The organism is Cellvibrio sp. ATLC23, assembly GCF_057196725.1.
Genome location: NZ_JBXUOS010000001.1, coordinates 529,582 through 545,112, shown reverse-complemented (window position 1 = coordinate 545,112; position 15,531 = coordinate 529,582). Strand labels below are relative to the sequence as shown.

11 protein-coding genes are annotated in these 15,531 nt (G+C 47.2%); 10 read left to right on the top strand and 1 reads right to left on the bottom strand.

Annotated elements, in window-relative coordinates:
* Positions 1-34 precede the first annotated feature (34 nt).
* From AC2CG4_RS02155 to AC2CG4_RS02110, 10 genes are all read left to right on the top strand, one after another.
* A complete protein-coding gene (locus AC2CG4_RS02155) occupies positions 35-955 on the top strand; it encodes a hypothetical protein (protein ID WP_484484687.1) in 921 nt (306 codons plus the stop codon).
* Positions 956-976: 21 nt separating this feature from the next.
* Positions 977-3,703: a type VI secretion system ATPase TssH gene (gene tssH / locus AC2CG4_RS02150; protein ID WP_484484686.1), complete on the top strand. Its 2,727-nt coding sequence runs from the start codon at positions 977-979 to the stop codon at positions 3,701-3,703.
* An 11-nt stretch (positions 3,704-3,714) separates the two neighbouring features.
* Positions 3,715-5,874 carry a type VI secretion system Vgr family protein gene (locus AC2CG4_RS02145; RefSeq protein WP_484484685.1) on the top strand — a complete coding sequence of 720 codons (2,160 nt, stop codon included), beginning with the start codon at positions 3,715-3,717 and terminating at the stop codon, positions 5,872-5,874.
* A gap of 23 nt (positions 5,875-5,897) precedes the next feature.
* Positions 5,898-7,187, top strand: a complete 1,290-nt coding sequence (locus tag AC2CG4_RS02140; protein WP_484484684.1) for a DUF2169 family type VI secretion system accessory protein — start codon at positions 5,898-5,900, stop codon at positions 7,185-7,187.
* Positions 7,180-7,539: a DUF4150 domain-containing protein gene (locus AC2CG4_RS02135; RefSeq protein WP_484484683.1), complete on the top strand. Its 360-nt coding sequence runs from the start codon at positions 7,180-7,182 to the stop codon at positions 7,537-7,539. Before AC2CG4_RS02140 ends, AC2CG4_RS02135 begins: the two co-directional genes overlap by 8 nt.
* Before the next feature lie 147 nt (positions 7,540-7,686).
* Positions 7,687-9,255 (top strand): hypothetical protein, encoded by a 1,569-nt coding sequence (locus AC2CG4_RS02130; protein WP_484484682.1) that lies wholly within the window; start codon positions 7,687-7,689, stop codon positions 9,253-9,255.
* A gap of 11 nt (positions 9,256-9,266) precedes the next feature.
* On the top strand, positions 9,267-10,022 hold the full coding sequence (locus tag AC2CG4_RS02125) for a PoNe immunity protein domain-containing protein (protein WP_484484681.1): 756 nt from the start codon (positions 9,267-9,269) through the stop codon (positions 10,020-10,022).
* Between the two features lie 21 nt (positions 10,023-10,043).
* Positions 10,044-10,853, top strand: a complete 810-nt coding sequence (locus AC2CG4_RS02120) for a PoNe immunity protein domain-containing protein (RefSeq protein ID WP_484484680.1) — start codon at positions 10,044-10,046, stop codon at positions 10,851-10,853.
* A 3-nt stretch (positions 10,854-10,856) separates the two neighbouring features.
* Positions 10,857-11,462, top strand: a complete 606-nt coding sequence (locus tag AC2CG4_RS02115; RefSeq protein ID WP_484484679.1) for a GAD-like domain-containing protein — start codon at positions 10,857-10,859, stop codon at positions 11,460-11,462.
* On the top strand, positions 11,462-12,706 hold the full coding sequence (locus AC2CG4_RS02110; protein WP_484484678.1) for a type VI secretion system Vgr family protein: 1,245 nt from the start codon (positions 11,462-11,464) through the stop codon (positions 12,704-12,706). Before AC2CG4_RS02115 ends, AC2CG4_RS02110 begins: the two co-directional genes overlap by 1 nt.
* A 333-nt stretch (positions 12,707-13,039) precedes the next feature.
* Here AC2CG4_RS02110 and AC2CG4_RS02105 read toward each other — a convergent pair whose 3' ends face one another.
* Positions 13,040-15,358: a nitric-oxide reductase large subunit gene (locus AC2CG4_RS02105; protein WP_484484677.1), complete on the bottom strand. Its 2,319-nt coding sequence runs from the start codon at positions 15,356-15,358 to the stop codon at positions 13,040-13,042.
* Positions 15,359-15,531: the final 173 nt, after the last annotated feature.

The following is a 15,531-nucleotide window of genomic DNA, read 5'->3' as shown; positions in this document are numbered from 1 at the left end:
TCTAAACATCAAAACACAATTGAAGACTTTTATCATGATTAAAAAATTACCCTGTGCGAACCTTATTAAACACACTCTTGGCCTCGCAAGCTTGATGCTAGCTAGCCTGCATTTGCCAATACAAGCCGCTAACGAACCTGACCTATACCTTATTCAAGCATTTGAAGGCGTGTGGAAAATGGAGCGCAGCGCCACCACGCTATTGACTGACCGTATAAATACACGCGCTGAACAAGGTATATTGTTCCATGAGCCGCAAGTGAAAGATGCGCCCGTCTATTTGCGTAAATCTTATGAAATAGGTGAAATTGAATATCGCCGTAAAAAATACTCCTCCATCGAAACCCCATGGGGTAGCTTTCCGCATTTGAATCCTGACACTATGCGCTTGATAGAAATCAGTATTCCACAGACCCGCTATTGGGTTCTTTCAGGCCAAGGTGAAAATTTATTTTCTGCCACCGACTGGAATCGTTATCGGTTTTTGCATGTATTTGATATGGGGCGCAGCCGCTACATTACTAATTATTATTCTGTTTTTTCCGAAGCTCACTTGGGTGAGCGTGTACTTGGCCGATTACCGAATTCACCCGTACTAAATTATGCCCGTGTAGTGCCCGCGCAATGGGACGCAAACAACAACATTAGTAGTTATGAAGTACTGCTTTACAATTTAGATCGCAATGGAATAAATCGCACACTGGAAGATGGATCTCTCGTCTCGTATAACCTCACCAAAAATACTGACAGCCCATTATGGACACTTACCCCTGCATCAACTACGCCCGTTGCTGACGAGCTTGATCGAAAAGGTCACTATTTTACTGGTGCACGCTTATCTGCTAATGAGTATCAAGCCCGATTACAGGAAGCGCAACCATCCAAAAAACAATCCAATAAAAAATCGGCCAAAAAGACAACTAAAAAAAATAGTAAACCCATATCACAACGTTAATCGATCAAAAAGGAATTTTTTATGCGTGAAATAAGCCGCACCGCTCTGTTTGGAAAATTAAATCCGGTTTTGTATAAAGCCATTGAAAGTGCAACCGTATTTTGTAAATTGCGCGGTAATCCCTATGTGGAATTAGCTCACTGGCTGCATCAATTGGTGCAGTTAGACGATAGCGATATGCACCGCATTGTGCGTCATTACCAATTGGACTCCAGTCAAATCGCCAGCGAAATTACGCAGGCATTAGAGCAATTGCCACGTGGCGCCAATAGCATTAGTGATTTGTCACCTAACATAGAATCTGCGGTTGAGCGCGCCTGGGTTTACGCCACGCTTATGCTGAATGAAGTGCAAGTGCGCAGTGGCAGCTTATTACTAGGTCTATTAAAAACACCAGAACTGCGCAGTAAACTCACCGCTATTTCACCCACTATTGCCAAGCTCGATAGTGAAAAACTTGCCGAGGAATTTGCCCGCATTTTAAATGAGTCACCCGAGCAAACACTCAGTGCTAGCGATAACTCGTTGGCCGTTGGCAACCCCGGTGAATTTAGCGGCGCTATGGCGCCCGGCGCCCTGGGAAAGCAGGAAGCGCTCAATCGTTTTTCAGTAGATTTAACTGAGCGCGCACGCAATGGTGAGATAGATCCTGTTACCGGTCGCGATGAAGAAATCCGTCAGATCATCGATATATTAATGCGTCGCCGCCAAAATAATCCGCTACTTACCGGCGAAGCTGGCGTGGGTAAAACCGCCGTTGCTGAAGGTTTTGCGCTGCGCCTTGCGCAGGGCGATGTACCGCCACAACTCAAAGACGTGCGCTTGTTGCTGTTGGATATTGGCTTGTTACAAGCTGGCGCGAGCATGAAAGGTGAATTTGAACAACGCCTGCGCCAAGTGATTGATGAAGTACAAACTAGCGCCACGCCGATTATTTTATTTATCGATGAAATTCATACCCTAGTTGGTGCCGGTGGCGCAGCCGGCACAGGCGATGCCGCTAATTTATTAAAGCCCGCACTCGCGCGCGGAACCTTACGCACCATAGGCGCAACAACCTGGAGCGAATACAAAAAATATATTGAAAAAGATCCTGCACTCACCCGCCGTTTTCAAACCGTTCAAGTAGGCGAGCCAGACGAGCAGAAAGCGATTGCTATGTTGCGCGGTATTACTGCCAACCTTGAGCAGCATCACCAAATACTTCTACTCGATGGAGCCATCACTGCTGCAGTAACACTGTCGCATCGCTATATTCCCGCGCGCCAGTTACCCGACAAAGCTATCAGCCTGCTCGACACTGCCTGTGCGCGTGTCGCCATTAGCCAGCACGCCACACCCGCAGCGCTTGAAGACTGTCAAAAACGTATCGCTAATTTGCGCACCCAAGCGGGTATTCTCGACCGTGAAGCGGTGTACGGTTTGGCCGATCCAGAGCAACAAAAAGCTTGCCAAACAGAATTAGATTTAGCACTCGCCGAAGAAGAAACATTACGCGATCGCTGGGTTGCAGAAAAAACCTGCATCGAACAATTATTACAATTACGCCAACAATTGTTTACGGCGAATCAACAGCCTGAAGAAACCGAAAGCGATATTGACCTCGTTGCACTACGCAAGGAGCATCAAACATTACTTGCACAACTTGCCGATATTCAAGGTGAATCACCGCTGGTATTACTTGCCGTGGATGAAGCCGCCGTTGCTACAGTCGTCGCCGACTGGACCGGCATTCCACTCGGGCGCATGTTGCGCAATGAAATTACCAATGTATTGCACTTGGCCGACAATCTCGACCAACGCGTGATTGGCCAGCGCCACGCATTGGAATTAATTAGCCGCCGCATTCAAACCGCGCGCGCGCATTTAGATAACCCCAATAAACCTATCGGCGTATTTATGCTGGTTGGCCCTTCTGGTGTGGGTAAAACGGAAACCGCATTGGCACTTGCTGAAACACTTTATGGCGGCGAGCAAAATCTCATCACCATTAACATGAGTGAATTTCAGGAAGCGCACAGTATTTCTACACTCAAAGGTGCGCCGCCAGGTTATGTCGGTTATGGCGAAGGTGGTGTGTTAACCGAAGCCGTGCGACGCAAACCCTACTCAGTGGTTTTATTGGATGAAATTGAAAAAGCCCATCCCGATGTGCACGAATTATTTTTCCAGGTATTTGATAAGGGCTGGATGGAAGATGGTGAAGGCCGCGCAATTGATTTCCGCAACACCGTCATTTTGCTCACATCTAATGTAGGCACTGATTTAATTAGCAGCCTCACCCGCGACCCTGATTTATGCCCGGAGCCAGAAGCGCTTGCCGGTGCCTTGCGCGAACCGCTACTGCAAGTATTTCCGCCGGCATTTTTGGGGCGCATGGTGGTAATTCCCTATTACCCACTAAGCCATACCACCCTCGCCGATATAGTGCGTTTGCAACTCGCGCGCATTCAGCAACGAGTATTAGAGCAACACCATATTAATTTCACTTACACCACAGCAGCGGTAGATTTAATTATTCAACGCTGCACCGATGTGGAGTCAGGCGGGCGAATGATCGATGCGATTCTTACTCATCATTTATTGCCAGTAATTAGCCGTGAACTCTTGGGGCGCCTTGCGAACAACACACCGCTCACCAGTATTCATTTGGATGTCAACGCAAGTGAATTTAATTTTCACTTTACGCCCGCGAACATTGAACCTTCTATCACTCAGATTGCGCCCAGCGCAGCAGTAGAGGCATAACGGAATCGATCATGCAAAGGAATTACAATTTACTCAGCCCTTTACCGCCAACCGATTTACGCTTTGTCAGCATGAAAGGTACCGAGGCGGTATCGCAGCTCTTTGCGCTCACATTAAATTTGCAAAGCCCGCGTAAAGACATCAACCCGAACGATCTGCTCGGCCAGCCGATATCAGTCGCGATTAGTCTGCCCGGCGGCGGCGTGCGCCACATTAACGGCCAATGCACTCAGTTTTCCAGCGCCGCAAAATCGGGGCGCCATTACGCTTATAGCGCGGTAATTCAACCCTGGCTTTGGTACGCTACACGCAGGCAGGACTATCGCATCTTCCAACACAAAACCGTCAAAGACATGGTGCAAGAAGTACTCGCGCCCTACGCGTTTGAATTTCGTTTTGATTTAACCCGCAGCTATCGCACCTGGGAATATTGTGTGCAATACCGCGAGACAGATGCAAACTTTGTGATGCGGATGTTAGAACATGAAGGCATTTGGTTTTGGTTTGATCACAAAGCCGGTTCCCATGCATTGGTGATGACCGATGACATTGGCAGTGCCAGCCCCGCACCCGGTTGCGCCTCACTGCCCTATCGCAGTTCCGCACAGGGCAACCCCAATGAAGATTTTGTTAGCGAGTGGCATGCCGCTGGCGCAGTGACATCGGGCGATTACGCCGCGCGCGATTATTCGTTTAAAGAAGCTAGCGCCCTGCTCGATACTCGACAACAAAAACCGGGCGAGCACGCGCACAATAGTTTTCAAATATTTGATTATCCCGGCAGCTACTACGAAGCAGGTGAAGGCAATAGTTACGCACAAGTGCGCATGGATGAATTACACAGTCCCCATCAACGCGCCGGTGGTCAAGCTTCTGCGCGCGGTATTGCACCCGGCCGCTCGTTTACCCTAAAAGATCACACCCAAGCACAACTCAATCGGGAATATTTAATTCTGGCTTGCAGTTATTTTTTTCAAGCCAACGACTATGAAGCCGATTCAGGCACCACACCGTTTGCGATGGAAACCAGTGTCTACGCGCATCCGAGCAATCAACCCTATCGCCCTGCACGGGTAACACAAAAACCGATTAGCCAAGGGCCAGACACAGCCGTCATCACCGGCCCCGCTGGCAAAGAAATTCACACCGATGAATTTGGCCGCGTGATTGTGCAATTTCAGTGGGATCGTTACGGCAATAATGATGAAAATTCCTCCTGCTGGATTCGTGTATCACACCCCTGGGCCGGTTCCGGTTTTGGCGGCGTACACATACCGCGCATCGGCCAAGAAGTATTGGTGGATTATTTAAACGGCGACCCGGACCGCCCGGTCATCACCAATCGCGTGTACAACAATTTGCAGCCGCACCCCTGGGGCTTACCTGCTAACGCCACCCAATCCGGTTTTCTCACCCGCTCAACCCCCAAAGGCACTGCGGAAGATGCCAACGCATTTCGCTTTGAAGACAAAATCGGCGCCGAACAAATTTGGATTCACGCACAGCGCAATCAAGACATAGAAGTCGAACACGATGAAACCCACTGGGTCGGCAACGACCGCAGCAAAACCATCGACCGCGACGAAACCGTGCATGTCAAACGCCACCGCACCGAAACAGTAGACGGCAACGAAACCATCACTGTGCACAAAGAGCGCACCGAAGAAGTCGATGGCAATGAAACCATTACCATCCACAGCAACCGCAAAGAGCGTGTTGATAAAAATGAAACCATCAGCATCGGCGTAGACCGCACCGAAGACGTTGGCAAAAACGAAACCATCACCATCGGCAAAAACCAATCACGCGATATCGGCGGCCACAAAAAAGAAACCATCGCCAAAACCAGCATGCAAAATGTTGGTTTGGCAAGAATGGACAACGTGGGTGCCGCTTACAGTTTGAACGTAGGCGCGGCGATGAATACGGTGGTGGGCTTAAGCAATACGGAACAAGTCGGCCACACCAAAAATATTCAAGTCGGCAAAAATACCACACTCAACACCGGTGAAAACTTGGTGTTGGAAGCGGGTAAATCCATCATGCTCAAAGTGGGTAAATCCATGTTAGTAATGGACAGCGACGGCAAGATTACCTTGACCGGCAGCGACATCACTTTTGAAGCCAGCGGCCCATTGCAAATCACCGGCAAGGATATCGACCTGAACTAGGCCGATCACAAGGAATTGGATTGATGCAGTTTAAAAATTTAACGCCGTTCGATGCTCTGTGTTTCGACTCTATTGATACGCAAGGTCGCGAATGCAGCACAGTTGTGATCAACGTGGGTTACAACATTTTAGTAGATGCCGGTAGCGGTGTGGCCACGCTGAGCCTCAAAGAAACAGAACCTTCGCTATTGCAGATGGAGGATGTCTATTGGGGCGAGCCGCTACTCACCAGTGTCCGCCAAGAGTCCGATGTGGTGCCATTCAAACCGGCGTGCGATGTATTGGTGTTGGGCAATGCTTATGCGCCCGAAGGAAAACCTGCGCACGCGTGGCCGGTGCGCATTCAACTGCTCAGTAGAACCGAAAATAAATCTGCGAATCAATCCGACGTTCTACAACCCGTTTTAGACAAAACTCTCACCATTTTTCAGCCGGGCATTTTCCGGCGCCGTTTATTGGGCCCGAAATTGGAGCGCGAGAAATCAGCCACTGTGGTACCGCTACGTTGGGAGCAAAGTTTTGGTGGTGCAAGCCAAGTGCGCAATCCAAAGTTTGCAGAACAACCAGATCAAGCTGAGCATTTACTCAACGAAGTCTGTTTCACTAATTCACTTGGCTGCGGTTGGCAACACAAAGGCTTTAATGCAGCGATACAAAAAGCGGGATTGCCGATTGAGGATACTCTACCCGCACCCTGTATTTTTTATCCCGGTGAACACTTGGATAAACCGGCCACGATTAAACACCCGCGCAGCGTTCAATCACCTGCCGATATCTGTGCAGCCAGCAAAACTTATCCGTATCGCTCAGCAGGTTTCGGGGCGATTGCTCGTCATTGGGCACCCCGTATTGCACATACCGGCACTTACGATGACAACTGGTTAAATACCCGCTGGCCATTGCTGCCTAAGGATTTTAATGAACACTTTTGGAACTGCGCACCACAAGATCAACAAATTGCGTGGCCAAGTGCTGATTGCCAAATAAATACCTGGTTTTTGTTCAGCCCAAGCATTGCCCCAAAAGGTTATGTTGAATTAACGCTGCCGGGACATCGCGCATTTGTGATGGCGCGTTTGAACAACAAATCACTATTACCCTTGCCAGCACAAATTGACACACTGATATTGGATACAGAGGCACTCGAATTAACTGTGACCTGGCGCTGTCGATTAATTCAATCGTCGCTTTTAGCAAAACTGGAAGCTCGTTTTGAAATAGACCCCTCTGCGCCACTTTTAAAATGGAAAAAAAGACAACTATCGCAACAAATACCCGTACCTACAGCACCGCAGGAAGTCAGTTATGCCTAACAATCTTACCGCCCGCAAAGACGGCGAATGGATGGTGATTTTTACTCTGCCGGATGTGTGTAAAACGCCGGTTGGCAGCGCCATAGTGCCTATTCCCTACCCCACCATTGCAAAACTGGGCGACGCCGCCAAAGAAGTGAAACACGTGCGTGCCAACGGCGCACCTTTGGTCACGATTGCCGGCCACGTACCTACCACAATCGGCGCCGAACCCGGTGTTAAAAAAGGGCTTAAGAGCGGCACAGTAGGTAAAAAAGCCTCATACAAAAGTAAATCCCACAGCTCAACTGTACGCGCCGATAAACAACCGATCCTACGCCATGGTGATTTATTTTGGCTCAACCATTCGTAAAGCTTTTGCACCGCCACCACAACCGGCTCTTGTGCCTGGGATTGGCTTTTGTGCCGGTGGCCGTGCGTTTTTATTCAATCGTGAAATTCGAAAGGAAAACACCCCAAATGCAACTAAAGGACACCACAACTGCAAGGACACTGGGCGATGAGTGAGCATTCCGTCGTCAGACAAGAGCCACTAAAAATCAACCGCTTCACCTCCGAAACAGTTGAGCGCGGTGGCGTGAAATTTATTAATAATCCCAATGGCGTGGTTGCATCCTGGGAGCCACCACCGGGTTTTGATCCGCAAGCTCATGCACAGCAACATAACCTGAGTAATATCGGTTATGAAACTCACACGGATAGCATCACCGGTGAAACACGCTCTATAGCTTACACCGAAATGTCGCACGAAGAATACGAAGAGTTGCGTCAATCGCCGCAAGGCCGTGTGCTTGAGTTGCCACCCATGCCAGCGGAAAAAATCGGCAACACCTTAGGCATGATTACTTTCAAACCTTCTGTTAGCCCCACACGCGCTGCACTGGCCAACCCACCGGAAATACCGCCAGAAGATGTTGAAAACCCTGAAGCACCCGAAGGCGAAAGAACCAGTGAAAAAATAAAACAATTAACCGCAGAGCGCGAAGCTTTAAATAAAAAACTCATCAATTCAGATGCTGCCGATGAATACGTTCGGTTTGATGATTTACACAGCTCACTCAATGATTTGATTGGTGAAATTAGGGGCGAACCCCGCACCATTGGCGATTATGCGGCGCAAGGTACACGCGGCTTATTAGGCTTTGCAAAAGATGCTCTGGTAGGTGTTGGTGAACTCGCCTACGAAGGCAGCAAGCTGGTATTTGATGCACAACAGGCCATGCTCACCCCCGCTGGTATTCAAAGCCAAATTCTCGATGCACAAATCCTTCTTGAAAATATACGCCTCGGTAATGTCACCACCGGCACTATGACAAGCGGCGCAGCAAACACCGCAACCAGTGTTGGCAAAGCACTCGTCGCCCCCGTTACTGATGCTTGGGCAAAAGGGGAATATGTAGAATCAATAACGCGCGCAACAGCAGAAATCGCCACACTACCGTTTGTTGCGTTAAAATCCAGTAAGGCTGCAAAAGGCGCTGACGTACTCATTGATCCGGCTAAAATCAACAAGTCTGGAGGAGTAACGAGCGATGCAAGCACCGCGAATAAAGCTGCAAAGGCAGGGGATACAAGCACACCAGCCAACGCCAGTGAAGCGGAAAAAGCACCTGAGCCGCAGGGGCCTAAGGGGAATGGGGGGAAGATAAAACAAACACCACCATCTAAGAAACCACAGGATTTAACAAACCACCAAAAAGCTGCTATTGGAGAAAAAACAGCGCACGATGAAATGGTAAGTCAGGGACATACACCACTAGGAAATACCGATGGTGTTTATCAGCCAGGACAAACGGGAATTGATGGAGTATATAAAAATGCTAGCCCACCTCCAGACTACATAATTACTGAAGCAAAATATGGCACTGCGAAATTAGGGAAAACTGCTGATGGTAAGCAGCTGAGTGATTCATGGGTTACAGGTGGTTCAAGATTGGAGAACGCAGGGTTAACTCAAAAAGATATCAAAGCGATCCGCGAAGGCTTGGAATTTGGTGATGGCACCGTTGAAAAACGATTAATTCGTGTGAAGCCGGACGGAAGCGTCACATCAAAAACAATTAAATAGTGAGGAATAAAATGTTACGTGATTCTATAAGAGATAAAGACTATTTCGACGAAGCCATTGCAGACACAGACGATAGTATTGCGCGCTATCAAAAGCGATTAGAGCATCCAGAAAAACTAGTACCATACGGAAGGATGGGGGGGGCAGCGGGGCTTTGTCGGCTTATTCTTGACAGGATGAAATATTGTTATTCAAGAGGTGATTCTCTGAAAGATTTACAGCAGAACTTGGTAGATTTATTAAAGTATCGAGAAATTCAAAAACATTATGCAGATGCCTTGCCGCCAGAAGATGCGGATAGAAGAGTTGAATGGGAACGCTTAGATTTTTCAAACTATAAAAAAACTTTTTCATGGCTTGCTTTCGCCGTAGCCGCAGGTGCATCGAAAGAATATTTTTCCAAGCTCTTTCATCTAGTCGATAACAAAGGTTTGGATGCCATTTTCGACCGCATTGCAGTGAAACTAGGTGATAGCGATAGACCAGTTGCAGAGAAAGTATTGCATGAAAAACCTTACGGTTTGTTATTAAACGTGATTGATGCTGCGCCATCGGAACAAGCAGCACTAATGAATAAGTTTATGGATGATTGGTACCCAGCCTGTGCAAAAAACGGTTTTTATGAAACTCACAACATCACCAATAATTTCGGTTACGGCGGGTATTGGTGTTTTGAAGCTGCACTGGTCACTATGGTATTTAAGCTTGACGATAGCAGTTACAGAAATCATAAATACTACCCGGCCGCATTAGTGCATGGCGATTAAACGACTCTATAAGGAATATTCATGCTAAGAGACACTCGAAAAAGCGCCGACTATTTCGACCACCTGTTGCCCCAATTTTGTGAGGGAAAAAGTGATATAGCATCTGCATTAAACGATGGTTCTATCACCCTACCCGATGAACAAACCAAATACACCCATGAATTATTCGAATTGCAATTAACGTATTGCATTGCGAGTTACTCAAGCGGTGAAACACTGGAAGAACTTAAGCCAAAGGTAGAGAAAATACTTTCTATCAGAAAGCTTTATATGGACAAAGCAAATACTTTACCTGAGCGGCAACAGGTCTACCGAAATCAGTTTGAAGAGATTATTGGCGATGAGAACCGCCATTTAACTCACTACATAAATACACTTTGGTGGTTGTCTTTGGTCGTTGCTACGCAGCAGCCAAAAGATCATTGCCTTGAAGTAGTCAATTGCATTGGCAATAAAGGCAAGGACGCGCTTTTGGATTACATTGCATTTGCAATGGGTGAAGAGAGTCGTAAGCAAGCAGATACACTTGCTTATCCTCATCTATACAAAACCCTATTTGAAGCATTTTCTAGCTCGAACACAAAGAGTATTTCCTTTGTACAACAATTTTTGTCTGAGTGGTATACCAGCTGCTGGCAAGCTTTGTGGTTTGGTAGTCATAGCAAAGAAGACGAAGAAGAAGGCAACTGGGATTTTTATTTTGGTTATTGGTGCCTAGAAGCTGTTTTAGTGGTAAACCTACTCAACATTGACGATAGTAGCTTCCGCAATCATCCTCACTACCCAGCTGATCTACGACTAAATTTAAACACCGCACTCAACAAGGACTGATGCATGACATCCATTACACTACAAAATTTTATCGACACGCATATACCCTCCTCCAAAAATACACCAGCCGGTGCCGAGACTATCGCATCCTACAAAGGTGTTCTACCCGATAGCTTATTGGAACTTTGGCAGACAACAGGATTTGGATTTTACGGCAACGGGCTTATTCAAGTGATTAACCCTGATGACTACAAAGAAATTCTCTGGTCATGGTTATTGCGCGATGAAGATATGACTCGACTACCCATCGCCCTGTCTGCATTTGGTGATATTTTTTATTACCGGAATTTAAGTAGCAAGGAAGAGGATGAAGACGAAACTCATGAAGATGTGTCATTCCTTGATCCACATACACCTGAATCAGGCTGCACAGTGTGGTCGCTGAATGATTTTTTTAACGAATGGCTCTGCGATAGTGAAGTGATCGAGAATTTCTTAAATAAAGATATGCAAAATGCCGCCACCGAAAAACATGGGGCACTGGAAGAAAAACAAATATTTACATTTATCCCCGCACTAAAACTAGGTGGCAGGAGATCAGCAGAGCACACAGATCGTTGCGATGCGAAATGCCAACTGGATTTTCTTTTGCAGCTTAACCTGGATTAATGCCCGAGCCTTTCACCCAAGCACTCCAAAAACCCATCAGCCAGGGGCCAGACACCGCCGTCATCACCGGCCCCGCCGGCAAAGAAATTCACACCGATGAATTTGGTCGTGTGATTGTGCAATTTCAGTGGGATCGCTACGGCAACAATGATGAAAACTCCTCCTGCTGGATTCGTGTATCACACCCCTGGGCCGGTTCCGGTTTTGGCGGCGTACACATACCGCGCATCGGCCAAGAAGTATTGGTGGATTATTTAAACGGCGACCCGGATCGCCCGGTCATCACCAATCGCGTGTACAACAATTTGCAGCCGCATCCCTGGGGCTTACCTGCTAACGCCACCCAATCCGGGTTTCTCACCCGCTCAACCCCCAAAGGCACCGCAGAAGATGCCAACGCGTTTCGCTTTGAAGACAAAATCGGCGCCGAACAAATTTGGATTCACGCACAGCGCAATCAAGACATAGAAGTCGAACACGATGAAACCCACTGGGTCGGCAACGACCGCAGCAAAACCATCGACCGCGACGAAACCGTGCACGTCAAACGCCACCGCACCGAAACGGTAGACGGCAATGAAACCATCACCGTGCATGAAAACCGCAAAGAGCGCGTGGATAAAGATGAAACCATCAGCATCGGCGACAACCGCACCGAAGATGTTGGCATTAACGAAAAAATTACGATTGGAAAAAACCGCGACAAATCAATTGGTAAAAATGAATCCATCGATATCGGCGGCCACAAAAAAGAAACCATCGCTAAAACCAGCATGCAAAATGTTGGCTTGGCCAGAATGGACAACGTGGGAGCGGCTTACAGTTTAAACGTAGGTGCGGCGATGAATACTATCGTTGGTTTGAGTAATACCGAACAAGTCGGCCACACCAAAAATATTCAAGTCGGCAAAAATACCACACTCAACACCGGTGAAAATTTGGTGCTGGAAGCGGGTAAATGCATCACGCTCAAAGACGATATTTATACTGAAATTGAAGAACTGTCAGAAGCTGGCAACCAGCTATGTGATGATGAAAATTTGACCACTACAATTGAAAAATGGAACGGATCCTTAATGCTATTTCCCGATCCAAAATCTGACGGGGAAGCGTATACATGGCTGTCATCCTCCATCGGAGATGGGCTCTACCAGTTAAAAGATTTTTTCGCTGCCCGCGAGAATTTTTTTGATGCGCTAATGGACCAGATGGAAAAGAAGACCCATTTGTACACTATCGTCTAGGCCAATGTGAAATTCATCTTGGCAATGAAAAGGGTGGAATTAATCATCTACTGCAGGCTTACATGCAGATGGCGAAGAAATTTTTCAAGTAGAAGATGATGGAGCCATGTATCTACAAAAGCTTTCAGAGAAAAACACTACATAAATATCTACGCGAGGACGACTTAGCCAAACAGATGGAACCACAGCAAATCATTAAAATTTAACGCTATCAACAACACTTTTATCTGGAACTATAAAATTATTGTTTAATAAAACGGAATTTATGCAAACTAGTGATTCAATTAAAAATGAATCACTAGTTTTGATCAATATAAGAATAGACAACCGATTTTATTTCCCGCCACAACTACCGCAACATACCGGCTCTTTAGTGGCGGAACCTGTAACAGGTTCAACGATTAAAACAACAGGCTTCGCTGAAGAAAACAACCCCCATACGACCTGCCAACTCACCGCGAGCGCGCCGATAATAAAGACCACATCACCAAACGTGCGCACCCAGCGCAAGGTTTGCAATATATCCTGCTGCATAAAGGTTTCACTGCGCGCGTACCATAAACCTTCCGGTACGCTGGCATGAAACTGTATAAAACCAATCGGCAAAAGGCTGGTGAAAATCATCAGTGCAAGGCCTGCGTTAAGCCACCAAAATCCGACGTTCATTAACTTTTCGTTAAATACTAAGTGCGGGCGAATATAGCGCAACACCAATAGCGTAAAGCCTAATGCCAGCAACCCATATACACCAAAGAGTGCCGCGTGTGCATGCACCGGCGTGGTGTTCAAACCCTGAATATAATAGAGCGCAACCGGCGGGTTAATCATAAAACCCAGTACTCCTGCACCCAACATATTCCAGAAGGCAACACCGACAAAAAACAACAGCGGCCATTTAATATTTTGCATCCAGGGCGCGCTATTTTTTAACCGCCAATTTTCCCAAGCCTCATAACCCAGTACGACCAGCGGCACAACTTCCAATGCACTGAAGGTTGCCCCTACTGCCATCACCGGTGTAGTGGTACCAGCGAAATACAAATGGTGAAAGGTGCCGGGAATACCACCGAGCATAAACAGCGACGCAGAAGCAAGGCTCGCAGTGGTTGCCATTGAGCGCGAAACCAAACCCATACTGCAAAAAATAAACGCAAGCGCCGCTGTGGCAAATACTTCAAAAAAGCCCTCCACCCACAAATGCACAATCCACCAGCGCCAGTATTCCATTACTGACAGCACTGTGCGCTCGCCATAGAAAAAACCGGCACCGTAAAACAAACCAATTGCCGCAACCGATGCCGTTAACAATGCGAGTAAATTTCTATCGCCCGGGCGATACAATGCAGGCACTATGCCGCGCAGCATTAATACCAACCACAATACGATTCCGGTAAATTTACCAATCTGCCAAATACGCCCAAGATCAACATATTCATAGCCTTGATGTCCAAGCCAGAAATTTAAATTCGCCGGCATTATGTGTGCGATCGCCAAATAATTTCCAACAAAAGAGCCCACCACAACAGCAACTAATGCCCAAAATAAAATATCGACACCGAGCTTTTGAAATTTTGGATCTTTCCCGCCATTAATAATCGGCGCGAGAAATAGACCGGCAGCTAAAAATCCGCTGGCGATCCAAAACAGTGCCGACTGGATATGCCAGGTGCGGGTTAATGAATAAGGAAACCATTGCGATACATCAATGCCATAAAACTCCTGACCTTCAACCGTATAGTGCGCAGTGAAACCACCCAGCATCACCTGAAAACAAAATAAGGCCACCACTAAAAACAAATATTTCCCCAATGCGCGCTGCGAGGGGGTCAGCGCCACCAACGAAATAGGGTCCTGTACGGGCGCCGATAATTCTTGTTCATCCTCTTTGCGCAAAAATGCCCACGCCCAAATTAAACCACCTACTCCAGCAATTAATAAAATCACACTCACAATTGACCAAATAATATTTTCAGCGGTGGGCTTATTATCAATCAACGGCTCGTGCGGCCAATTATTGGTATAGGTCGCAGTTCCGTTAGATCGCTCAGTTCCCGCAGCCCAAGCGGTCCAAAAGAAGAATTCTGTTAAGCGCGCACGACGCTCAGCATCAGGCAAGGTATTTTCTTTCATCGCATAGCTTATGCGTGTGCTACGCAACTCAGGCTCTGCACCAAATAGGCTGACATAATAGGCTGCTGTTTTTTGTATCGCTTCGGCGCGGCGCTCGCTCACAATTAAACTGTCCGTCGCTGAATCATAAGTATTAGTGCGATACGCAATTTTTAATTTGTATTGCAACGCATTTTTTTGCGCACCATCCAACTCGGCATAGGGTTTATTGAACTCCTCCTGCGCAGCCAATTCCAACCAGGCAGTTAATTCACGATGCAGCCAATCAGCGGTCCAATCCGGCGCTTGATACGCACCATGTCCCCAGATTGATCCCAACTGCATGCCGCCAACGGATTGCCATGCCGTTTGTCCATCAAGAATACTGTCATGGGTCATTAATAAGCGGCCATTGTCAGTCACCACCTGCGCGGGAATCGGTGGCGCCTGGCGATAAACTTCGTGGCCAAAATAGCCGAGAATTGAAAAGGTCACTATCAGGACAGCAATTAATAGCCACCATAATTTTCTGTACTCATGCATGGCTTTCGCCTCCAAGTAAATAATCAATACGTTCAAAAAAATAGTGCTTTCCAAATGGATATGATCCTTCAGATCGGCTGCAAAAAAATGCTACTTATTTAAGGCCATCTGGCATCTTGCCAAACAACCTAATAACATGCATTGTAAATGCACCTTTTAAAGATGTAAACTAA

What these genes read in the sequence shown, in the direction of transcription:
- AC2CG4_RS02155 (WP_484484687.1), top strand. Translation starts at nt 35, where the DNA reads ATGATTAAAAAATTACCCTGTGCGAACCTTATTAAACACACTCTTGGC.
- tssH (WP_484484686.1), top strand. Translation starts at nt 977, where the DNA reads ATGCGTGAAATAAGCCGCACCGCTCTGTTTGGAAAATTAAATCCGGTT.
- AC2CG4_RS02145 (WP_484484685.1), top strand. Translation starts at nt 3,715, where the DNA reads ATGCAAAGGAATTACAATTTACTCAGCCCTTTACCGCCAACCGATTTA.
- AC2CG4_RS02140 (WP_484484684.1), top strand. Translation starts at nt 5,898, where the DNA reads ATGCAGTTTAAAAATTTAACGCCGTTCGATGCTCTGTGTTTCGACTCT.
- AC2CG4_RS02135 (WP_484484683.1), top strand. Translation starts at nt 7,180, where the DNA reads ATGCCTAACAATCTTACCGCCCGCAAAGACGGCGAATGGATGGTGATT.
- AC2CG4_RS02130 (WP_484484682.1), top strand. Translation starts at nt 7,687, where the DNA reads ATGAGTGAGCATTCCGTCGTCAGACAAGAGCCACTAAAAATCAACCGC.
- AC2CG4_RS02125 (WP_484484681.1), top strand. Translation starts at nt 9,267, where the DNA reads ATGTTACGTGATTCTATAAGAGATAAAGACTATTTCGACGAAGCCATT.
- AC2CG4_RS02120 (WP_484484680.1), top strand. Translation starts at nt 10,044, where the DNA reads ATGCTAAGAGACACTCGAAAAAGCGCCGACTATTTCGACCACCTGTTG.
- AC2CG4_RS02115 (WP_484484679.1), top strand. Translation starts at nt 10,857, where the DNA reads ATGACATCCATTACACTACAAAATTTTATCGACACGCATATACCCTCC.
- AC2CG4_RS02110 (WP_484484678.1), top strand. Translation starts at nt 11,462, where the DNA reads ATGCCCGAGCCTTTCACCCAAGCACTCCAAAAACCCATCAGCCAGGGG.
- AC2CG4_RS02105 (WP_484484677.1), bottom strand. Translation starts at nt 15,358, where the DNA reads ATGCATGAGTACAGAAAATTATGGTGGCTATTAATTGCTGTCCTGATA.